This window comes from Streptomyces sp. NPDC033177 (genome assembly GCF_055577715.1).
Genome location: NZ_JBVIPS010000002.1, coordinates 389,463 through 411,155, shown reverse-complemented (window position 1 = coordinate 411,155; position 21,693 = coordinate 389,463). Strand labels below are relative to the sequence as shown.

Here is a 21,693-nt window from a genome sequence, read left to right as displayed (position 1 = left end):
CAGGGCGTGGGTGGAGTTGCCTCTGCCTCCCCGGCGGCAGGTCAGCCGGTGCTGACCTGCAGTTCCTTGACGCCGTTCAGCCAGGCCGAGCGGAGCCTGCGGGGGTCGGAGACCAGGCGCAGGTCGGGCAGCGCGTCCGCGATCGCGTTGAAGATGAGGTTGATCTCCAGGACCGCGAGCGACTTGCCGAGGCAGAAGTGCGGGCCTCCGCCGCCGAATCCGAGGTGTGGGTTCGGGTCGCGGGTGATGTCGAACGTCATCGGGTCGTCGAAGACCTCGGGGTCGTTGTTGGCCGAGGAGTAGAAGATGCCGACGCGGTCGCCCTGCTTGATCTTCGCGTCGCCGATCTCGGTGTCCTGGGTCGCGGTGCGCTGGAAGGAGACGACGGGGGTGGCCCAGCGCACGATCTCCTCGGCGGTGGTCTCCGGGCGCTCGCGCTTGAAGAGCTCCCACTGCTCCGGATGGGTGAGGAAGGCGTGCATGCCGTGGGTGATGGCGTTCCGGGTGGTCTCGTTGCCGGCCACCGCGAGCAGGATGACGAAGAAGCCGAACTCGTCGGACGAGAGGTTGCCCTCGTCCTCGGCGGCGACCAGCTGGCTGACGATGTCCTTGGCCGGGCACTCCTTGCGGGCGGCGGCGAGGTTCATCGCGTACGAGACGATCTCCATGGCCGCCTCGGCCCCGACCTCCTCGGTGATCGCGTACTCCGGGTCGTCGTAGGCCGCCATCTTGTTGGACCAGTCGAAGATCTTCGTCCGGTCGTCCTGGGGCACACCGATGAGCTCGGCGATCGCCTGGAGGGGAAGTTCCACGGCGACGTTCGTGACGAAGTCGAAGGAGCCGTCGGCCGCGGCGTTCGCCAGGGCCGTCTCGACGATGGAGCCCGCGCGCTCGCGCAGGGCGTCCTCCAGGGAGCGGATGGCGCGGGGGGTGAAGCCGCGCTGCACGATCTGGCGGACCCGGGTGTGCTCGGGTGGGTCCATGTTCAGCATGATCAGCTTCTGGACCTCGATCTGGTCGCGGCTGATCGTCTCGTTGAACCGGATGACCGCGGTGTTGAGGTTCGAGGAGAACAACTCCGGGTGCGTGGACACGTACTTGACGTCCGCGTGCCGGGTGACGGCCCAGTAGCCCGAGTCGTCGAAGCCCGAGATGCGTGGTGGCTGGGCGATCCAGCGCACCGGTTCGGTCTGCCGCAGCTGGGCGAACTCCGGGTGGGGCACGCGCTCTTGGAGCAGGTCGGGGTCGGTGAAGTCGAACCCGTCGGGCAGCGCTGGACAGGGCATCGGCAACTCCAGGAGTTCAGTTCTGGCAGCTCTGTAGCTGTCCTGACGGTCCATCAGGAGATGACCCGCAAGGTAGTAACGGGTTCTACAAGTGGCAAGGCCCGCGTCGGGGTCGCTTCCCCAAGCTCCTAAAGAGCAGGGGAGGCCCCACTGTGCGCGTCCTGCGCAAGGTGCGTGCAAGCCCCTTGCGGTGCCGGGGTCGCGCTCAGCAGACTGCTTGCAGAACTAGAACGCGTACTAGTTCTCCGCGTGGGTGCCGGGACACTCACGCGGGATGTGGATGGAGAGGACGCCCATGGCCGCGGAACCTGTCATCGTCGAAGCCGTACGCACCCCCATAGGTAAGCGCGGCGGCGCGCTCGCCAATCTCCACCCCGCCTATCTGCTCGGTGAGACCTACCGCGAGCTCCTCGGTCGCACGGGCATCCACGCCGACTGCGTCGAGCAGATCGTGGGCGGCACGGTCACCCACGCCGGGGAGCAGTCCATGAACCCGGCGCGCACGGCCTGGCTCACGATGGGCCTTCCGTACGAGACCGCCGCGACGACGGTGGACTGTCAGTGCGGCTCGTCGCAGCAGGCGAGTCACATGGTCGCCAACATGGTCGCGGCCGGTGTCATCGACGTGGGCATCAGCTGCGGCGTCGAGGCGATGTCACGGGTGCCGCTCGGGTCGGGCTCCAAGCACGGCCCCGGCAAGCCGTTCCCCGAGGAGTGGAACGTCGACCTGCCCAACCAGTTCGAGGCGGCCGAGCGGATCGCCCGCAACCGCGGCCTGACGAGGGAGAACGTCGACTCGCTCGGCCTCATCTCGCAGGAGCGCGCGGCGACCGCCTGGGCCGAGGAGCGCTTCAAACGCGAGACGTTCGCCGTCCAGGTCCCGACGACGGAGGAGGAGCAGGCCGCGGGGCAGGGCATGTGGCGCCTCGTCGACCGGGACGAGGGGCTGCGGGACACCACGATGGAGGGCCTTGAGCGGCTCAAGCCGGTGATGCCGACCGCCGTGCACACCGCGGGCAACTCCTCGCAGATCTCGGACGGCGCGGCGGCGATCATGTGGGCGTCGAAGCGGATGGCGCGGGCCCTGAAGCTGAGGCCGCGCGCGCGGATCGTGGCGCAGGCGCTGGTGGGCGCCGATCCGCACTTCCACCTGGACGGTCCGATCGACGCGACGCGGGCGGTGCTCGGCAAGGCGGGGATGTCACTGAAGGACATCGACCTCGTGGAGATCAACGAGGCGTTCGCGTCGGTGGTCCTGAGCTGGGCGCAGGTCTTCGAGCAGGACCTGGAGAAGGTGAACGTGAACGGGGGCGCGATCGCCATCGGCCACCCGGTCGGGGCGACCGGGGCGCGGCTGATCACCACCGCCCTCCATGAGCTTGAGCGCCGGGACAAGGAGTTCGCGCTGATCACGATGTGCGCGGGTGGCGCTGTCGCTACGGGGACGATCATTCAGCGGCTCTGAGCGAGTCCCTGGCATGGGTGTGACGAAGGCGGCCACCCCCCGAGAGGGGCGGCCGCCTTCGTGTGTTTCAGGAGATCCTGACGGCTCAGTACGAGCCGTTGGCCTGCCAGTGGTTCCAGGCGCCGACCGGACTTCCGTAGCGGTCGTTCATGTAGTCGAGGCCCCACTTGATCTGGGTCTCGGGGTTGGACTTCCAGTCCGAGCCCGCCGACGCCATCTTCGAGGCGGGCAGGGCCTGGACCAGGCCGTAGGCGCCGGAGGAGGCGTTCGTGGCCTTGGGGTTCCAGCCGCTCTCGTGCTCCACGATCTTGCTGAACGCCTTGTACTGGGCCGGGTCCGGGATCATCTTCTTCGCGATCGCCTTGGCCGAGGAAGGCGCCGCGGCGGGAGCGGCGGCCGGAGCCGCGGCCTTCGCCGCCGTGGGGGTCGCGGCCTGGGCCGCGCCCGCGCTGAACACCATGCCGGTCGTGGCGACGGCCACGGCGGCACCGGTGAGGGCCTTCTTCGGGGTGGCGATACGGCGGAGGAGCGTGGCGGACAAAGCGTGGCCTTCCGTGGGGGACATGGTGTCGCGGGCATGCCGTGGGCCACGGGGGTGTGGCTGGAGGAATGCGTCGGCGCCGGGGGCCTTGCGACCGGCGACGCCGTGCGACTCGATCCAGAGAAGCAGGGCTGCCACGTCTCCGCAATGACCCTTTTTACTAGTGGATGTCGCATGTGTGCGAAAAGTCCCGCATGTGACCTGGCTCTCAATCCGCAGGTCAGCGCGTGTTTTGACGCGTACGCGCCAGCAGGCCGCCGCTACGGCCCGCCCTAGTAGAGGACCAAAGTACTGTGGGCCGCCTCACCGCGAAGGACCCCTTCGCGCGACGGAGAGCCACCGGCTGCTCACGCCTTCGGCCCCTCGAAAGTGACCTGGGCCTCGAACGCGGCCCGGCGCGTGGCCCGGCGCAGCGCCTTCAGGACGGCGGGCCCGAGGGCGAGGCTCAGCAGGACGGTCACGACGGCGCGGGGCAGGTCCCAGCCCAGCGAGGTCGCCAGGCAGTACGCGATGAAACGGCCGAGGTTGTCGCCGACGGGGTCGCCGGGCACGAAGGAGACGCCGGTCGCGAGGCCACCGAGGTAGGGCCAGCCCTGCAGATTCATGACGGTCCCGTAGAGGACAGAGGAGACGGCCCCGTAAGCGGCGAGCAGCCACAGCTCCCCGCGCCCGCGCAGGGTGTCGGGTCCCGGCAGCAGCCCCGCCCCCATGCAGACCCACCCCATGGACAGCATCTGGAACGGCATCCACGGGCCGACGCCCCCGGTCAGGAGCGCGGAGGCGAACATGGACGCGGCCCCGAGCACGAACCCGAACCCCGGCCCCAGCACGCGCCCGCTGAGCACCATCAGGAAGAACATCGGCTCGATCCCGGCCGTCCCCGCGCCCAGCGGTCGCAGCGCGGCACCGGCCGCGGCGAGCACCCCCAGCATCGCGATGGCCTTCGCGTCGAGACCGACGTCGGCGATGGTCGCCACGACGACGGCGAGCAGGAGCGGAAGCAGCGCCGCGAACAGCCAGGGCGCGTCCTGGGCGTGTGCGCTGAGGCCTGAATCCCCGCCCGCGATCAGCGGCCAGCCGAAGGCCACCACGCCGACCGCGCTGACGAGCGCGAGAGCGCCGATCGAGCGCGGCCCCAGGCGGATGGGGCGGGCCTGCCGGGCCACGGGGGAGCCGCTCACGGGGTACCGCCCTCGGCGCCGAGCGCGTCCCGTACCTCCGTGACCGTCAGCCACTTCTGCGGGGCGAGGATCTTGGTGGTCTGCGGGGCGAAGGAGGGGGAGGAGACCACGATGTCGGAGGTCGGGCCGTCGGCGACGATCTCCCCGTCGGCGAGGATCGCGACCCGGTGGGCCAGTTCCGCCGCCAGCTCCACGTCGTGCGTGGCGAGGACGATCGCGTGGCCGTCGGCGGCGAGGCCGCGCAGGAGCGTGACCAGACGGGCCTTGGCCGCGTAGTCGAGGCCGCGGGTCGGCTCGTCCAGGAGGAGCAGCGGCGGGCGGGCGGTCAGGACGATCGCCAGGGCCAGGGTGAGGCGCTGGCCCTCCGAGAGGTCGCGGGGGTGGGTGTCGTCCGCGATGCCGGGGAGCAGCTCGGTGACCAGCGCGCGGCAGGTGCCCGGCTCCGCTCCCGCGTCATGGTCGGCGGCCGTGCACTCGGCGGCCACCGTGTCCGCGTAGAGGAGGTCACGCGGCTCCTGGGGGACGAGGCCCACGTGCCGGATCAGCTCGCGGGGTCCTGTGCGGTGGGGGATCGCACCACCGACGCGGACGGAGCCCGCCGCCGGTTCGAGCAGGCCCACCAGGGTGGAGAGGAGCGTGGACTTCCCGGCGCCGTTGCGGCCCATCAGGGCCACCGTCTCGCCCGCGGAGACGGTGAGGTCCACGCGGCGCAGGGCCTCCACCCGGCCCCGGCGCACGGCAAGACCCGTGACGCTCGCGGCGGCGGCTTCCGGGGCATCCGCCTTCTTCGTACGCCGGAAGAGGCTCGGGCGGCCCGCCGCCGGACGTACGGCCGTGACCTCCTCGCGGGGTGCGGCCCCGGCAAGCCGCTCCCGCAGCCCGCCGGCCTTCCGCCTGGCGTCCCGCACCGTCAGCGGCAGCGGGGACCAGCCCGCGAGGCGGCCGAGGCCCACCACCGGCGGGTAGACCGGCGAGACGGCCATCAGCGAGGCGGGGTCGCCGAGCACGGGCGGCTCGCCCGGCGCCGCGAGCAGCAGGACCTGGTCGGCGTACTGCACGACCCGCTCCAGGCGGTGCTCGGCCATCAGGACCGTCGTGCCCAGATCGTGCACCAGGCGCTGCAGTACGGCGAGGACCTCCTCGGCGGCGGCCGGGTCGAGGGCCGACGTCGGTTCGTCCAGGACGAGGACCTCGGGGTGCGGGGTGAGCACCGAACCGATGGCGACACGCTGCTGCTGGCCGCCGGAGAGCGTGGCGATGGGCCGGTCGCGCAGATCGGCGAGGCCGAGGAGGTCGAGGGTCTCCTCGACGCGGCGGCGCATCACGTCCGGAGCGAGCCCGAGCGACTCCATCCCGTACGCCAGCTCGTCCTCGACCGTGTCCGTCACGAAGTGCGAGAGCGGGTCCTGGCCCACCGTGCCGACGACATCGGCGAGTTCACGCGGCTTGTGGGTACGTGTGTCGCGCCCCGCCACCGTCACCCGGCCCCGCAGCGTGCCCCCGGTGAAGTGCGGCACGAGCCCGCTCACCGTACCGAGCAGCGTTGACTTGCCGACCCCCGAAGGCCCGACGAGGAGCACCAACTCGCCCTCGGGTACGGCGAGATCGACCCCGCGCACGGTGGGCCCCGCGACCCCTTCGTACGTCACGGAGACATCCTCGAAGCGGATCATGAGGGCTCCTTGGGGGGAAGCGGGGTGGCGGAATCGGGGGGCACGGCGGCGGACTCGGGAGGCCCGACGGCCGACTCGGCACTTGCCGCAGGTGCGGGTGTCGGCTGCTCGGCGGGAGGTTGATCCCCGGCGGGAGGCTGTTCCCTGGCAGGTGCCTGTTTCCCGGCGAGTGCGGGTGCCGCCTGCCCCGCGGTCGTGGGCCTCCGCTTCCCCTCGGGCGCAGGCGCCGCCGCTCTCCGCTTCCCCGCAGGCGCAGGCGCCGCCTCCCCCGTCGGCACCGGAGCCACGAAAGCGGGCAGCAGTCCGGCAAGGATCGCCACCGCGGGCCACAGCGGCAGTGTCGGTGCCGTCAGGGGGACGACCCCGGGGTGCAGGGCGGACGCGTCGTACGAGGCGGCCCAGATCATCAGGCCCGCCACCGCGATCCCCGACCCGGCGACGAGCCAGGCGCGCACGCCCCACGTGTCGGGGCGGTAGCGGCTGCGCACGGAGCGCCGGCCGCCGAGGCGGAGCCCCGCGAGGGCGGTGACGAGACCGACGGCGAGGACGGGCAGGCCGTACTCCGTGCCGTCCGCGGTGAGCAGACCGTACGTGCCCACGCAGACGCCCATCAGACCGCCGAGCGTCAGGAACGCCGTCGCCCTGCGCACCCCGGCCGGAACCGGCGCGCTGCGGCCGAAGCCGCGCGCGTCCATCGCCGCGGCCAGCGCGACCGACCGCTCAAGGGCGCCCTCAAGGACCGGGAGCCCCACCTGGAGCAGCCCCCGGATGCCCTTGTCCGCACGCCCGCGAAGGCGCCGCGCGGCACGGAGGCGCTGCACATCCATGATCAGGTTCGGCGCGAACGTCATCGCGACGACGATGGCGACCCCCACCTCGTACAGCGCGCCCGGCAGCGACTTGAGCAGCCGTGCCGGGCTGGCGAGGGCGTTGGCTGCGCCGACGCAGATGAGGAGACCGGCCAGGCGCACCCCGTCGTAGAGCGCGAAGAGCAGCCCCTCGGCCGTCACCCGGCCCCCGATCCGCACCCCCTTCGCCCAGTCGGGCAGCGGCACTTCGGGGAGCGTCACGATGACGTGCGTACCGGGGATGGGGGAGCCGAGCACGATGGCGAAGACGAGCCGGATCGCGATCACGACGAGGCCCAGCTTCACGAAGGCTCCGTAGGACCGCGCCCACGGGGCCGAGGTCCTGCGGGCCGCGACGACATAGCCCGCGACGCCGATGAGGAGACCGAGCAGCAGGGGGTTGGTGGTGCGCGACGCCGCGACGCCGAGCCCGAGCGCCCACACCCACCAGGCGCCGGGGTGCAGCGCGTTGCTCCGGTGCGCCTCGGGGGCCAGACGCCTCCGCAGCGCACCGGGAGCGGTGCTCGGGTGATCGGTCATCGTGCGGTCAGCCGCGTCGGCGGCGTGCCTGCCAGACGGCGGCCCCGCCGAGCAGGGCGATGGCGGCCACGCCCGCGATCAGACCGACGGAGGGGCCACCGGAGTCGTCCTTCCCGGCGGACTCACCGGACTCGCTCGCGGTCGGCTTCTTCTCCGTGCCGTCGGACTCGCCGTTGCCCGAGACCTGCTCGCCGCAGCCCGACTTCGGGTAGTCCGCGATGGCGCACAGCAGGGCGTTGCTGTCGTAGCGCAGGGGCTTGGCGACCGCGGCGAGCGCGTCCGCGCTGGTCGCGTCGTCCGCGATCCGTGCGCAGGCCGTACGCGCCTTCGGCGGGCTCTCCCCGTCGGGGGCGTCGCCCGGTGTGCCGAAGTCGATGACCAGGGCGACCCGCTTGCGATCATCTTGGGCGGGGGTCTTGGCGCAGATCGTGTCGAAGTCCGCGGCGCCGCGCGGCTTCGTGGCGTCCTTCGAGTCGGCGGACACGGCGAACCGGAAGCCCTGGACGGCCCCGTCGTCGGGGCGCGCGGTGCTCGGCCCCTGGCTCGCGTAGGCCCACGTGGAGCCGTCGCGGTCCCAGAAGGACCAGTAGCGGTACCCGGTACCGGCCTGGGCGGGGGCGGCGGTGAGGACACCGAGCAGGGCGGCGAAGAGCGCCCCGGTCACCAGGCGCCCCCACCGCGCGCGGCCCCGCGTCACAGCTGCTGCTTCTTCTTGTTGCCGCTGTAGAGGAAGCCGATGCCGATACCGGCGACCATGCCGACGCCGATGATCCACCAGATGCTCACGCCGCCGTCGTCGCTGTCCTTCTTCTCGTCGGCGGCCTTCTCCGTCGCCTCCGGGGCAGGACCCTGCGCGTTCAGCTGCTTGACCAGGTCCGCGCCGCCGAAGTCACGCGGGTCAAGGCCGGCGGCGTGGGCGGCGAAGATCAGCTGGGCGTAGGCGGCGGGGCCGGACTTCTCGGCCCACTGCGCGGAGTTCTTCGCCAGCCACTGGGCCGACTTCTTTGCCTGCTCCGGCTGACCGGCCGCGGCGAGCGCGAGCACGGAGTCGGCGGTGTTGCCGAGGTCGGGCATGTTCTTGGCGCCGGGCATCGACGACATCAGGTGGTCGTCGCCCTTGGCGAGGGTCTTCAGGAGGTAGCCCGTGCCGTTCGACGCCGCCTGCTGGGCGGTGTCGGCCTTCGCGCACTTCGGGGCGGCTTCCTTCTTCTTGGCCGCGTCCACGACCAGGCCCTTGCCGTGGGCGCCGAGGACACCGGCCGCGGTGGCGTCGGCGTTCGGCGACAGCTTGCCGGACTTGACGTCCGCGAGGCCGAAGGCGCCGCCGTCCTTGCCACAGCTCATCGCGAGGGCGGGCAGCGCGTCGTACGGGGACTTGCCGTCCTGCGACTTCACCGACTGCGGCTTCTCGCCCGCCGCGGCGAGCGCGCCGATGACGATGCCGGTGGAGTTGGCGTCCGAGTCCATGCCGGGGCTGTAGCCCCAGCCGCCGTCCTGGTTCTGCACGGACTTCAGCCAGTCGACGCTCTTGCCGACCGTCTGCTTCTGGCCGCCGAGCGCGGCGAGCGCCTGCACGGCCGAAGCCGTCGCGTTGCTGTCGAACATCGTCTTGGAGTCGCAGGGCTCGCCCGCGTCGGCGCGGTACGCGGCGTAACCGCCGTTCGCGCAACTCTGCCCGGTGAGCCAGTCGACGGACTTCGCGGCGGGCTTCACACCGGCCGAGTCCTGCGCGAGCAAGGCGTACGACTGCCGGAACACCCCGTCGAACTTGGGGTCGGCGTCGCCGTACAGACCGGAGGGCAGCTTGGCGGAGGGCGACGGGGACGCGGTGTCCGCGAAGGCGGCCGGGGCGGCGGCCGAACCGAACACGGCGACGGCGGCCAGGACCGCTGCGCTGCGGCGAACGTTCATGATGCGGCGGGTGCCTCTCCCTGCGGGGGAGCGGGGCAGCACGGGCGCGTGCGGGCACGGGCACCGGGCGGCTCCGGCTCCGTATACCTCGACGGTGCCGGTCATCGGCGGTTCCGATGACGCGAGCCGGTCACGTTCCGTACGAGGCGATCCGGCTTTCCGGCGGTCCTCGAGGACCGTGGATCACGGCTGCGGGTCAGCGCCGGATTCACACCGGCTTCCCCCCGTACGGGCATGATGACGACGGGGCCACTCTACCGGCCCGTAGGGGAGGCGCCCCGGGGTGCCCGCCCCCGGCGGGAGGTCACACAGCGCGATACCGCACGGGATCATTGCCCATCGCCTCCGCGCGCCCCAGCTTCACCAGGCGCCGCACATGGGCCTCGGCCTCGGAGACCGCGATGTTCCGCGAGCCGTAGCGGATCTCGGCCCAGGGGCGGTTCCACTCCATCTGCTCGGCGAGCTGCCAGGGCGTGAGGGGCTCGGCGAGGAGGGCGAGCAGGTCCGTCAGGCGCTCCTCGTGGTGGGTCAGGATCTCCCGGACGCGGGCCGGGGCGTCGGTGAACGCGTACTGGTGGGCCGGGAGCACCTCGGCGACCCCCAGGCGGCCGATGCGCTCCAGGGAGTCGAGGTAGTCGCCGAGGGGGTCGGTGACGGTGTTGTCGTCGGGGTCCTCGTACAGGCCGATGTGCGGGGTGATCCCGGGGAGCAGATGGTCGCCGGAGAACAGGCGGCCGTGGCCCGGCAGCCGCGCCGGGTGCTCCTCCTCCAGGTGCAGGCAGACGTGGCCGGGGGTGTGGCCGGGGGTCCAGATCGCGCGGAGCCTGCGCCCCGGCAGTTCGAGCAGCTCGCCCGGGGTGATGTCGCGGTCGGGGAGCGCGGCGGCCAGGCCGGGCAGCCGGGGTGCGCGGCCCGCGTCACGCGCGGCGATGAGGGGGGACAGGTGGTCGGCGGGGGCGCCCGCGGCCGTCAGCTTCTCCACCATGTAGTCGAACCAGCGGGCGGGCGGCCCGGTCCGGGTGCGGCGTACGACCGACGCGTCCGCCTCGTGCATCGCGATCCACGCGCCCGATGCCTCGCGGACCTTGGCCGAGAGGCCGTGGTGGTCGGGGTGGTGGTGGGTGATGACGACGCCGTGCACCGCGTCGGTGGAGGTGCCGCAGGCGGCGAGGCCCTCGGCGAGTGCGTCCCAGGAGGTGGGGTCGTCCCAGCCCGTGTCGACGAGGACCGGTCCGGCGTCCGTGTCCAGGAGGTGGACGAGGGTGAAGCCCAGCGGGTTGTCCGGGATGGGGACCTTGATGCTCCACACGCCCCCGCCGTGCTCGGTCACCTGCGGATCGGTCACCTGCGTCATGGGGCCCTCATCTCTCGGCAACTGGAACCAGCAGTAACTAGAACTAGTTCCAATGATCGCCCAAGTCGACTGTTTCGTCAGGCTACTTGAACGGCTGCGTGAGCCTTGCCCTCCGTGGGCTAGTGGAACTAGAACTGGTATCAGTTCTGAAACAGTGTCAGAAAGCGTGCCGCGCAGGTGGAATCCCGCAATCCCGTAATCCCGCAGGAGGCAGTCAGCCATGACCGAGCTCGTGGAACACGGACAGCTGTTCATCGGCGGGGAGTTGGTGGACCCCCTCGGCAAGGACGTCATCGAGGTGGTCTCGCCGCACACCGGCCAGGTCTTCGCGCGGGTGCCGCACGCCGCGCCCGCCGACGTCGACCGGGCCGTCGCCACCGCGCGCAAGGCGTTCGACGAGGGCCCCTGGCCCCGGATGACCCTCGACGAGCGGATCGAGGTCGTCACCAGGATCAAGGACGCGTTCGCCGTACGGCACGAGGAGATCGCCCGCGTCATCAGCTCCCAGAACGGCACCCCCTACACGTCGAGCGTGATGGTGCAGGCCCTCGCCGCGATGATGGTCTGGGACTCCGCGCTCACGGTCGCGAGGAACTTCACGTACGAGGAGGCGCGCGACGGCGCCCTCGGCAAGATCCTGGTCCGGCGCGAGCCGGTCGGCGTCGTGGCGGCGGTGGTCCCGTGGAACGTCCCGCAGTTCACCGCCGCGGCCAAGCTCGCGCCCGCACTGCTCGCGGGGTGCCCGGTGATCCTCAAGACCTCGCCCGAGACGCCGCTCGACGCGTACATCCTCGCCGACATCGCCACCGAGGCGGGGCTGCCGCAGGGCGTGCTCTCGATCATCTCGGCCGACCGCGAGGTGAGCGAGTACCTCGTCGGACACCCCGGCGTCGACAAGGTGTCCTTCACCGGCTCCGTGGGCGCGGGCAAGCGCGTCATGGAGGTCGCGGCCCGCAACCTCACGCGCGTGACACTGGAGTTGGGCGGCAAGTCGGCCGCGGTGATCCTGCCGGACGCGGACGCGGCGAGCGCGGTCGCCGGCATCGTCCCCTTCGCCTGGATGATCAACGGCCAGGCGTGTGTGGCCCAGACCCGCATCCTCGTGCCGCACTCCCGCCACGACGAGTTCGCCGAGGCCTTCGCCGCCGCGGCCTCCGCGCTGAAGGTCGGCGACCCGCTCGACCCGGAGACCGAACTGGGCCCGCTGGTCGCCAAACGCCAGCAGCAGCGTTCCCTCGACTACATCCGCATCGGCCAGGAGGAAGGCGCCAAGATCCTTACGGGTGGCGGCCGTCCGGCCGGATTCGACGAGGGGTGGTACGTCGAGCCGACGCTCTTCGGCGGCGTCGACAACTCGATGCGGATCGCCCGCGAGGAGATCTTCGGCCCGGTCATCTGCCTTCTCCCGTACGGCGACGAGAGCGAGGCCGTGAAGATCGCCAACGACTCCGACTACGGGCTCAGCGGCAGCGTGTGGACGGCGGACACGGAGCGCGGCATCGACATCGCGCGGCGGGTGCGCACCGGGACGTACTCGGTGAACACCTTCAGCCTCGACATGCTCGGCCCGTTCGGCGGCTACAAGAACTCCGGTCTGGGGCGGGAGTTCGGACCCGAGGGGTATGGCGAGTACTTCGAGCACAAGATGATCCACCTCCCGGCGGGTTACGAAGGGGCGGGTGCCTGATGGGTGACCGCTGGCACGTCGAGGTGGACCGCTCGGTCTGCATCGGCTCCGGGATGTGCGTGATCACGGCGCCGGGCGGTTTCACGCTCGACTCCGCCCGCCAGTCGCACCCCGAGGACCCCGAGACCGACGCCAACGAGAAGGTGCTCGAAGCGGCCGAGGGGTGCCCGGTCGAGGCGATCACCATCACGTTGTCCGGCAGCGGGGAGGTCGTCTTCCCGCCGGAGGACTAGCGGCTTCGCTCCGGCAACCGGATTTACTTCCGTGATGCGATCCGCGCCGGTTTGTGGCGGTCCTGTGCACTTTATCTGCACTCGAACGTGTGCGAACAGGACTTTACCCATGCGTTCCGCATGCCCGATCGATGACATCCGTGACTGTCCGTCCCCTTTGCGGCCTGGAACTGTTCAGAGCCAGACAACTTGGGGGATGGGGACGCCGTGGACAAGCGGTACGAGGTCTACTGCCTGGCCGACAGGTACTTCTACGAGACTCCGGACCGCTTGTCCGTGGGCGGGAGCGCCCCTGAGTTCGAGACCGGGGGACTGCCGGTCCCGCAGGGGTGGCGGTCGGCCCGCCAGGGCGACTGGCTGACCTTCGTCCCCCTCGACGAGGACGGGCGCGCACGGCCCGCGCCCCAGCAGGGCTGGAAGATCCATGTGTCGGCCACGCTGGAGAACGCCGACCGAATAGCCGCCGCGGTGCGGGAACACTGCGTGCCGCGCGCCGTGCCGTTCAAGTTCATCGCGGGCCGGCACCTGCTCCACCTGCGCAACAGCAAGTACGCGGGACGCGACGGCAGCGGCAAGTTCGCGACGATCTACCCGGCCGACGAACAGCAACTGCATTCACTCCTGGTCGAGTTGGGGCAGATCCTCGAAGGGTACGAAGGCCCTTACATCCTCACCGACCTGCGCTGGCAGGAAGGCCCGCTGTACGTCAGGTACGGCGCCTTCACCCGCCGCATGTGCGCCGACGAGCGCGGCGGTCTCGTGCCCGCGATCGAGGACGGCCAAGGCCGCCTCGTCCCCGACTCACGCGACCCGGCGTTCAAGGTCCCCGAGTGGGTGACGCTGCCGCCGTTCCTCGGACCGCAGCTCGCGGCGCGCAACAACACGACGGTCACCGACCTGCCGTACCGCATGGAGAAGGCGCTGCACTTCTCCAACGGCGGCGGGGTCTACGCGGGCACCGACACCCGGGACGGCCGCAAGGTCGTCCTGAAGGAGGGCCGGCCGCACGCGGGCCTGGCCTCCGACGGGGCCGACGCCGTGGCCCGCCTGGAGCGCGAACGGGGCGCGCTGGAGAAGCTGGCGGGCCTCGGTGTCGCGCCCGGGGTACGGGACTGGTTCGAACTCGGCGGCCACCGCTTCCTCGTCATGGACTTCCTGGAGGGCCGCACCCTCAACTCCTTCTTCGCGGACCGGCATCCGCTCCTGGTCAGTGAGCCGGACGCCGACGCGATCGCCACCTACACGGCCTGGGCGCTGCGGATCCACCGGGCCGTCGAGGAGGCCGTCGCCGCCGTGCACGAGCGGGGTGTCGTCTTCAACGACCTCCACATGTTCAACATCATGGTCGCGCCCGACGAACAGTCCGTGTCCCTCCTCGACTTCGAGGCGGCGACGCGAGTGGGCGAGGGCGGCCGGCAGGTCGTGGCCCACCCCGGATTCATCGCGCCCGCGGACCGCGAGGGCGTGGACGTCGACCGCTACGCCCTGGCATGCCTGCGGCTCGCCCTCTTCCTGCCGATCACCACGCTCCTCGCCGTCGACCGGAGCAAGGCCGCGCATCTCGCGACGGTGATCGCCTCGCAATTCCCCGACGTACCCCCCGAGTTCCTCGACGAAGCCGTGGCGGAGATCGAGCGAGGCGGGCAGGACCGGGACGGCGCGAAGGTGACCGGACGCCGGACCGCATCGACGGCCGCGCCGCTCGTCGACGTCGCCGACTGGCCCAGCAGCCGGGACTCGATGGTCAAGGCCATCCTCGCCTCGGCAACCCCGGAGCGCGACGACCGGCTCTTCCCCGGGGACATCGCGCAGTTCACCGACAGCGGCGGGCTCGGCCTCGCGCACGGCGCCGCCGGAGTGCTGCACGCCCTCGCCGAGAGCGGCGGTGAACGCTACGAGGAAGGCGAGCGCTGGCTCCTGAAGCACACCGAGCCCGCGCCGCCCGGCACGCCCCTCGGGCTCGACGACGGCCTCGCGGGCATCGCCCACGTACTCGACCGGCTCGGCCACCGCACCCGCGCACTCGACCTGATGGAGACCGTCCTCCAGGAGAACTGGCAGCGGCTCCCCTCCGACCTGCACGGCGGCCTCGCCGGACTCGGCCTTGCCCTCGACGCCCTCGCGCACAGCACCGGCGAGGAGGCGCTCGCCCAGCACGCCTTGCGAGCGGCCGAGGTGATCGGCGAGCGGCTGACCTCCTCCGAAAACCCGCCGAAGGGGCGGCAACGGGCCGGTCTGCTGCACGGTGCCACCGGCCCCGCACTCCTCTTCCTGCGGCTCTACGAGAGGAACGGCGACGCCGCGCTCCTCGACCTGGCGGCACACGCCCTGCGCGCGGACCTCGCCCGGTGCGTCGCGCGGCCGGACGGCAGCCTCGGGGTGGACGAGGGCTGGCGCACGATGCCGTACCTCGGCGACGGCAGCGTAGGCATCGGGATGGTCGTCGACGACTACCTCGCGCACCGGGACGACGCCGGGTTCGAGGCGGTACGGCCGGGCATCCTGGCCACCGCGCGCTCACGGTTCTGCGTGCAGCCGGGCCTGTTCCAGGGGCGGGCCGGACTGCTGACGCACCTCAACCGCAGCACCGCGCCCGGCATCACGCCCGAGGACATCGCCGCGCAGATCGAGGGCCTCGGCTGGTTCGCGATGCCGTACGCGGGCCAACTCGCGTTCCCCGGGCACCAGATGCTGCGTCTCTCCATGGACCTCCACACCGGAACGGCGGGCTGTCTCCTCGCCCTCGCCGCCGCCCTGGGGGACGGCGGAGCACACGTCCCCTTCCTGCCGCCGCCCAGGCGGCCCCAGAGCCGGTCCCGCCACGCGGCGGGGTCGTGACACCACCCATAAGGACAACTACGTCCCCAAATGAAAGGGAAGACCATGGCGCTTCTCGACCTGCAGAGCATGGAGTCCGACGAGATGACCGGTGGCGGCCACGGTGGCGGCGGCAGCAACGTGAGCCTGCTGCTGTGCTGGAGCGACGCGAGCGTGCTGCTCTGCCTGTGACACAGGTCCGTGCCTGAGCGGCACGGTTCCTGAGGGACCGGGCGGCGCCTCCGCCCAGAGGCACCGCCCGGTTCCCACCACGCCCCGGACACCCGGTATGGACAGCGGTTACGGACGGTTGTTGCGGCGGGGACTCCTTCACCGGCGCCCGTCCCGACGCCCGGTCGCTTCGTCACGGCTGCTCCGCCAAGGAACACGAGGACTGCGAGGGCCCGCACCGCATGGCGATCACGACCACACGTCCTCCGCGCCCCGGCCACTACGCGGGCCTGCTGAAGGCCGCGACCCGCCACAGCGCCGCACGCTGCGTGGCGCTGGCACTGTGCGGAGTCGCGGGGGCCGGCGCGAGTCTCCTCCTGCCGTTCGCGATCGGCAGCGCCCTTGACGCCGTCATCGCGGGACACGCGGCCGGCCACGTAGGCGCCGACGCCACCCGCTGGATCCTCGTCTGCGCGGCGCTGATCGGCGCGAGCGCGCTCCTCGACGCCTGCGAAGGCGTCCTCACCGGAACCACCAACGCCCGTACGACGGCCTGGCTGAGGGGCCGTGTCGGACGTCATGTACTGGGCGTGGGGCCGCGCGCCACCGCACGCTTCGCCCCCGGCGACCTGGTGGCCCGCCTCATCGACAACGCGGCGCACGCGGGCGTCGCGCCCGCCACGCTCGCCGGGCTTCTCGCCGCCCTGGTCGTGCCCGTCGGGGCCGTGGTGGCACTCGCCCTGATCGACGGCTTGCTCGCCGTGGCGTTCATCGCCGGAGTCCCCGTACTCGTCCTGCTCCTACGGGCGTTCACCCGCGCCACCTCCGACTGCGTGACGCGCTACCAGCAGGTCCAGGGCGACATCGCGGGCCGTCTCAGCGAGGCGGTCGGCGGGGCCAGGACCATCGCGGCAGCGCAAACCGAGGACAAGGAGGCAAGGCGGGTGCTCGGGCCGCTGCCCGAACTCTCCCGGCACGGGCACCGGATGTGGCGCGTCCAGGGCCGCTCCCAGTCACAGGCCATGGCGGTCGCGCCCCTCCTGCAGATCGCGGTCGTCGCGGTCGCGGGCCATTTGGTGCTGCAAGACAGCATCTCCGTCGGCGAGTTGCTGGCCGCGTCCCGCTACGCGGTGCTCGCCACCGGCATCGGCATGCTCGTCGGACAGCTGGGGGCGCTGGTGCGCGCCAAGGCCGCCGCGCGCCGCCTGGGGGAGGTCCTTGCCGAACCCTCGACCACGTACGGCGACGCGGAACTCCCGCCCGGGGACGGCTTGTTGGAGCTACGCGGGGTCACGGTGACCCGCGGCGAGCGCACCGTGCTCGACGGCGTCGACCTGACCGTCCCGGCGGGCCGCACACTCGCCGTGGTCGGCCGCTCCGGCGCGGGCAAGTCGCTCCTGGCGTCCGTCGCGGGCCGGCTCGCCGACCCCGACGAAGGGGACGTACGCCTCGACGGGGTACCGCTGCGTTCGCTCCGCCGCGAGGAGCTGCGCCGCGAGGTCGGCTACGCCTTCGAGCGGCCCGCGCTCCTCGGCACGACCCTGGAGGGCACCATCGGCTTCGGCGCCCCGCGCCCGACGCCGCCCCGTATCCGTGAGGCGGCCCGTGCCGCCCACGCGGACTCCTTCATCACGCGGCTCCCCGACGGCTACGCCACGCCCTGCGCCGACGCGCCCCTCTCCGGGGGCGAGGCCCAACGCCTGGGCCTGGCGCGGGCGTTCGCGCGAGGCGGCCGGATCCTGATCCTGGACGACGCGATGTCGAGCCTCGACACGGTGACCGAACACCACATAGCCGAGGCCCTGCTCCACCGCAGCCCGCACCGCAGCCGCCTGATCATCGCCCACCGCGCGGCGACGGCGGCCCGCGCGGACGTGGTCGCCTGGCTGGACGGCGGCCGGATCCGCGCGGTGGGGACGCATGCGGAGCTGTGGGAGCGGGCGGAGTACAGGGAGGTGTTCGGCGCGTGAGGAAGGCTTCTGGCGGCCAGGCGGCGAGCGGACCGGTGGTGTCGGCCTTCCCGGCGCGGCCGGGTACCTACCGTCGCGGCGTGCGGTTCCTTCTGCGTCGGTGGCCGGTGGTGCTGCGGCTCGCGCTCTGGTCCGTCCTGGAGACCGGGCAGACCTTCCTCACCGGCTACGCCCTCGCGCGCGCCCTGGACGACGGGTTCCTGGCGGGGCGTGAGGCGGTGGGCCTCGGGTGGCTCGGCGGGGCCGGCCTCGGCGTGGTCGTGGCCGCGTACGGCACGGGGCGGGTGTTCCGCGCGATCGCCGATCTGGTGGAACCCCTGCGGGACACCCTCGTACGGCAGGTCGTCGGCCGGGGGCTGCGGGACGCGGACGGCGCCTCCGTGTCCCGGCTCACCCAGCAGGTGGAGATCGCCAGGGACACCTTCGCGGGCCTGGTCCTGGTGTCCCGTTCCTTCGTCTTCACGGCGGCGGGCGCGCTGATCGGCCTGTTCTCGTTGGCCCCGCTCCTCCTTCTGGTCGTCGCGCCACCGCTGCTGGCCGGAGTCGGCCTGTTCGTGGCGAGCCTGCGGCCGCTGGCGCGGCGCCAAGAGAAGTTCCTCGTCGCCGATGAGGGCATCGCGGGTCAACTGGGTTCAGTGGCACCGGGGTTGCGGGACGTCGCCGCCGCGGGCGCGGAACAGGACGTGGCGGTGGAGCTGGACCGGGGCATCGCCGCGGAGTACGCGGCGGCCGGCTCCCTGGCCCGCTGGGGCATCCTGCGCACGGCGGCCCTCGTGACCGGCGGCCAGCTCCCGCTCGTCCTGCTCCTCGTCACGGCCCCCTGGCTCCTGAACAAGGGGGTGACGCCGGGCGCGTTGGTGGGCGCGATCGCCTACGTCACCCAGGCCCTGCTCCCGGCCCTGCACAACCTGATCCACGGCCTCGGCACAAGCGGCTCCCGCCTGGCCATAGTCCTGCGCCGCCTGACGTGGACGCCGGAGGCGGAAATCCCCGAGCAGCCAGGAACGAAGGAGGCCGCCACCACCCGCGACACGGCAGGAGCGGTCACCGGGCCATCTGCACTCGGCGACGCGCCGTCACGGGCCACCGGCCCCGCGGCAACCGGGACGCCCACTGAGGGCGAGGGACTTGCTTCTGGCGGAGCGTCTGCCCCTGGGGAGGGGTTTGTCTTCGGTGGGACACCTGTCCCCGGCGGGCCGGTTTCCGCTGGCGGGGTGCCTGCCCCTGGCGGGCCGGTTTCCGCTGGCGGGGTGCCTGCCCCTGGCGGGCCGGTTTCCGCTGGCGGGGCGTCTGCCCCTGGCGGGCCGGTTTCCGCTGGCGGGGCGTCTGCCCCTGGCGGGCCGGTTCCCCCTGGCGGGGCGTCTGCCCCTGGCGGGCCGGTTCCCCCTGGCGGGGCGTCTGCCCCTGGCGGGCCGGTTCCCCCTGGCGGGGTGCCTGCCCCCGGCGGGCCGTCTGCCCCTGGCGGGCCGTCTGCCCCTGGCGGGCCGTCTGCCCCTGGCGGGCCGTCTGCCCCTGGCGGGCCGTCTGCCCCTGGCGGGGTGCCTGTCCCTGGCGGGGTGCCTGCCCCCGGCGGGACGCCTCCCCCCGGCCGCACGTTTGCCCCCGGCCGCACGTCTGCCCCCGGCCGGAAGCCTCCCCCCGATGGACCCCCCGCTCCCGGTGAAGCCCTCTCCCCTCGCGTGCCCCCTGCCCTCCAGCTCGACTCCGTCACCTTCGCCTACGGTCCCCAGGCCGCGCCCGTCGTACGCGAACTCTCGCTCAGCCTTCCGCGCGGCGGTCATCTGGCGGTCGTCGGGCCCAGTGGGATCGGGAAGTCCACCCTTGCCGGGCTCGTGGCCGGGCTGCTGGAGCCGGGGGGTGGTGTCGTTCGCGTCGACGGGCGGCCCGTGCGGGGGCGTGCGGCCGCCGGGCGGCGGGTGTTGATCCCGCAGGAGGCGTACGTCTTCAGCGGCACGGTCAGGCAGAACTTGGAGTACCTGCGGGTGGACGCCGTCGGTGACGCGGAGTTGCTGGCCGCCGCGCGGGCCGTCGGGCTCAGCGCGGTGATCGACCGGCTCGGCGGCCTCGCGGCCCCGGTCGATCCCGCCGCCCTCTCCGCCGGCGAGCGCCAACTCGTCGCGCTGACCCGCGCCTATGTCTCGTACGCGCCCCTCGCCCTGCTCGACGAGGCGACCTGCCACCTCGACCCGGTGGCGGAGGCCCGCGCCGAGCGGGCCTTCGCGGCACGGCCGGGCGGCACTCTCGTGGTGATCGCCCACCGCATCAGCTCGGCACGCCGCGCCGACCGGATCCTGGTGATGGACGGGACGCACACCGTGTGCGGACGCCACGAGGAGCTGCTCGGCACCTCGTCCCTCTACCGCGAGCTGTCCGGCAACTGGGGGCCGGTGAACGGGGCGTCACACCCAGCCCTCGACCCGCGAGATCCGAATCGCGTCGATCCTGTTCCGGGCCCCGGTCTTGCGGGTGATCGCGGCCATGTAGTTGCGCACCGTCCCGTTCGTCAGATGCAGGCGGTGCGCGATCTCGGCGACGGGCGCGCCCCCGGCGGCCAGCGAGAGCACCAGTAACTCCCTTGCGGTGAGCGGCATCTGAGCTGCCTTCAGGAATCCGAACCCGAGTGTCTCGTCCACGAACCGCCGGCCGGCGGCCACCTGTCTTATCCCGGCGAGCAGCCGGTCCGGCGGGCTCGCCTTGTCCACATAGCCGAGGGCGCCCGCGTCCATGCAGCGGCGGAGCAGCCCCGGCCGGTTGCCGGACACCAGGACGAGGAGCGGGCAGCCGAGGCCGCCGTACACGGGATGGGACTGCTCCCCGAACTCGGCGGACGCGTGGGCCGCGTCGCCGTCGGGGTCGACCACGCAGACGTCGGGACGCACCGCGCCCGTACGGTCGCGGGCGTTGTGCCACGGGGCATGGGACACCTCCAGGTCCGGTTCACGGGCGAGGCATTCGGCCAGAGCCGACCGCAACAGACAGGCGTCGTGCACGAGAAGTACCCGGATCACGCTTCGCTCCTCCAGGTTCCCGCTTGTGGTCGCGATGGCTTCGTACAGCACGTAGCCATTCATACGGCGCCGACGGCTCGTACGGACGCGGAGAACTGGCCAAGCGGGACCAAGGAGAGGCTCAGGGGCGCAATTGCCAGGAGGCTGTGCGCCCCCCATGCAACGGTTCGGGGGTTGTGCGGGCGTTAGCTGTCGAGCGTTCCCGGGCAAACGGGGCGGCGCACTGATCGGCTCCTGCTCGGCCCTGCTCGGTGCTACTCGGCCTCGGGAGACGTCAGATCGATCAGGCGGCACACCATCTCGATGTCGATCTTGACCTGCGCGATCGACGCCCGCCCCGAGAGCCAGGTGATCAGCGCCGAGTGCCAGGTGTGCTCGATGACCCGGACGGCCGAGAGCTGCTCGGGGGTCGGCGCGTCCGCCAGGCCCATCGCGTCCAGGATGATCGCCGTGGTCAGCCGCGAGACCGTGTCCACCTCGGGGCTCACGGAACGGTCGGCGAACGTCAGCGCCCTGACCATGGCGTCCGCCAAGTGGGGCTCGCGCTGCAGGGCACGGAAGGCCCGCATCAGCGTCTCGGCGCACCGCTCGGCGGGCGTCTCACCCGCGGGCGGGCGTTTACGGATCGTGGTGTGCATGTGCTGCAGCTGGTCCTGCATGGTGGCGACCAGGAGATGCACCTTGGAAGGGAAGTACCGGTACAACGTGCCGAGGGCGACGCTGGAGGACTCGGCGACCTCGCGCATCTGCACCGCGTCGAACCCGCCCCTGCTCGCGAGTTGGGCGCTGGCGTGCAGGATGCGGCGGCGGCGCGCCTCCTGCCGCTCGGTCAGGGGTGGCGACGCCGGATCAGCTGCTGCGACTTCCGCTGCCTTGGCTTCCGCTGTCATATGTCCCGTTGTTCCGTCGTCCCGGCCGGTTACGTGGTCGGCAAGCATGGCAGGGCACCTGCCGTGGCGCGAATCACCTGATCCGGGCCTTACAGCGCGGCTACCTGCCGGTAGATTC

16 protein-coding genes, 1 pseudogene and 1 riboswitch are annotated in these 21,693 nt (G+C 72.2%); of the genes and pseudogenes, 7 read left to right on the top strand and 10 right to left on the bottom strand.

All coding sequences use genetic code 11. From position 1 onward, the window contains the following. Positions 1 to 41: 41 nt before the first annotated feature. Entirely contained in the window at positions 42 to 1,286 is a 1,245-nt protein-coding gene (locus ACZ5U5_RS07895) for a cytochrome P450 (protein WP_469017819.1), read from the bottom strand. Positions 1,287 to 1,581: 295 nt separating this feature from the next. Here ACZ5U5_RS07895 and ACZ5U5_RS07890 point away from each other — a divergent pair, with 295 nt between their 5' ends. Then, positions 1,582 to 2,751, top strand: a complete 1,170-nt coding sequence (locus tag ACZ5U5_RS07890) for a steroid 3-ketoacyl-CoA thiolase (RefSeq protein WP_363208462.1) — start codon at positions 1,582 to 1,584, stop codon at positions 2,749 to 2,751. Between the two features lie 85 nt (positions 2,752 to 2,836). Here the strand turns inward: ACZ5U5_RS07890 and ACZ5U5_RS07885 are convergent, their stop codons facing one another. The 7 genes from ACZ5U5_RS07885 to ACZ5U5_RS07855 form a co-directional block, all read right to left on the bottom strand. After that, positions 2,837 to 3,292 (bottom strand): aggregation-promoting factor C-terminal-like domain-containing protein, encoded by a 456-nt coding sequence (locus tag ACZ5U5_RS07885; RefSeq protein WP_469019353.1) that lies wholly within the window; start codon positions 3,290 to 3,292, stop codon positions 2,837 to 2,839. A gap of 347 nt (positions 3,293 to 3,639) precedes the next feature. Further along, positions 3,640 to 4,473 (bottom strand): ECF transporter S component, encoded by an 834-nt coding sequence (locus ACZ5U5_RS07880; RefSeq protein ID WP_469017817.1) that lies wholly within the window; start codon positions 4,471 to 4,473, stop codon positions 3,640 to 3,642. Continuing rightward, positions 4,470 to 6,146 (bottom strand): ABC transporter ATP-binding protein, encoded by a 1,677-nt coding sequence (locus ACZ5U5_RS07875; RefSeq protein ID WP_469017815.1) that lies wholly within the window; start codon positions 6,144 to 6,146, stop codon positions 4,470 to 4,472. Before ACZ5U5_RS07875 ends, ACZ5U5_RS07880 begins: the two co-directional genes overlap by 4 nt. After that, positions 6,143 to 7,534 carry an energy-coupling factor transporter transmembrane component T gene (locus tag ACZ5U5_RS07870; protein WP_469017812.1) on the bottom strand — a complete coding sequence of 464 codons (1,392 nt, stop codon included), beginning with the start codon at positions 7,532 to 7,534 and terminating at the stop codon, positions 6,143 to 6,145. The genes ACZ5U5_RS07875 and ACZ5U5_RS07870 overlap by 4 nt, the downstream gene beginning before the upstream one ends. A gap of 7 nt (positions 7,535 to 7,541) precedes the next feature. Beyond that, a complete protein-coding gene (locus tag ACZ5U5_RS07865) occupies positions 7,542 to 8,231 on the bottom strand; it encodes an SCO2322 family protein (protein ID WP_469017810.1) in 690 nt (229 codons plus the stop codon). Further along, positions 8,228 to 9,445 (bottom strand): prenyltransferase/squalene oxidase repeat-containing protein, encoded by a 1,218-nt coding sequence (locus ACZ5U5_RS07860; RefSeq protein ID WP_469017808.1) that lies wholly within the window; start codon positions 9,443 to 9,445, stop codon positions 8,228 to 8,230. The genes ACZ5U5_RS07865 and ACZ5U5_RS07860 overlap by 4 nt, the downstream gene beginning before the upstream one ends. Positions 9,446 to 9,598: 153 nt before the next feature. Continuing rightward, a riboswitch (cobalamin riboswitch) is annotated at positions 9,599 to 9,668 on the bottom strand. An 81-nt stretch (positions 9,669 to 9,749) separates the two neighbouring features. Beyond that, on the bottom strand, positions 9,750 to 10,799 hold the full coding sequence (locus tag ACZ5U5_RS07855) for an MBL fold metallo-hydrolase (protein ID WP_469017806.1): 1,050 nt from the start codon (positions 10,797 to 10,799) through the stop codon (positions 9,750 to 9,752). 220 nt (positions 10,800 to 11,019) lie between these two features. On the opposite strand from ACZ5U5_RS07855, the gene ACZ5U5_RS07850 reads away from it, so the two are divergent. The 6 genes from ACZ5U5_RS07850 to ACZ5U5_RS07825 all read left to right on the top strand — a co-directional run bounded on the left by ACZ5U5_RS07850 (position 11,020) and on the right by ACZ5U5_RS07825 (position 20,247). Next, a complete protein-coding gene (locus tag ACZ5U5_RS07850; RefSeq protein WP_469017804.1) occupies positions 11,020 to 12,486 on the top strand; it encodes an aldehyde dehydrogenase in 1,467 nt (488 codons plus the stop codon). Beyond that, positions 12,486 to 12,719 (top strand): ferredoxin, encoded by a 234-nt coding sequence (locus ACZ5U5_RS07845; RefSeq protein WP_469017802.1) that lies wholly within the window; start codon positions 12,486 to 12,488, stop codon positions 12,717 to 12,719. The genes ACZ5U5_RS07850 and ACZ5U5_RS07845 overlap by 1 nt, the downstream gene beginning before the upstream one ends. 207 nt (positions 12,720 to 12,926) lie before the next feature. Then, positions 12,927 to 15,557, top strand: a complete 2,631-nt coding sequence (gene lanKC, locus ACZ5U5_RS07840; RefSeq protein WP_469017799.1) for a class III lanthionine synthetase LanKC — start codon at positions 12,927 to 12,929, stop codon at positions 15,555 to 15,557. Between the two features lie 45 nt (positions 15,558 to 15,602). Further along, a complete protein-coding gene (locus ACZ5U5_RS07835) occupies positions 15,603 to 15,728 on the top strand; it encodes a SapB/AmfS family lanthipeptide (protein WP_383271570.1) in 126 nt (41 codons plus the stop codon). A 221-nt stretch (positions 15,729 to 15,949) separates the two neighbouring features. Further along, entirely contained in the window at positions 15,950 to 17,677 is a 1,728-nt protein-coding gene (locus ACZ5U5_RS07830; RefSeq protein WP_469017796.1) for an ABC transporter ATP-binding protein, read from the top strand. Positions 17,678 to 17,715: 38 nt separating this feature from the next. After that, complete coding sequence (locus tag ACZ5U5_RS07825) at positions 17,716 to 20,247, top strand: ATP-binding cassette domain-containing protein (protein WP_469019351.1); 2,532 nt, start codon at positions 17,716 to 17,718, stop codon at positions 20,245 to 20,247. Here the strand turns inward: ACZ5U5_RS07825 and ACZ5U5_RS07820 are convergent. Then, positions 20,161 to 20,403: pseudogene (locus ACZ5U5_RS07820) on the bottom strand (LuxR C-terminal-related transcriptional regulator); the annotation flags it as partial. The gene ACZ5U5_RS07825 and the pseudogene ACZ5U5_RS07820 overlap by 87 nt on opposite strands. A gap of 536 nt (positions 20,404 to 20,939) precedes the next feature. After that, the gene (locus tag ACZ5U5_RS07815; RefSeq protein ID WP_469017794.1) at positions 20,940 to 21,575 is read right to left on the bottom strand and encodes a TetR family transcriptional regulator; all 636 of its coding nucleotides are present in this window, start codon (positions 21,573 to 21,575) and stop codon (positions 20,940 to 20,942) included. Positions 21,576 to 21,693 lie beyond the last annotated feature (118 nt).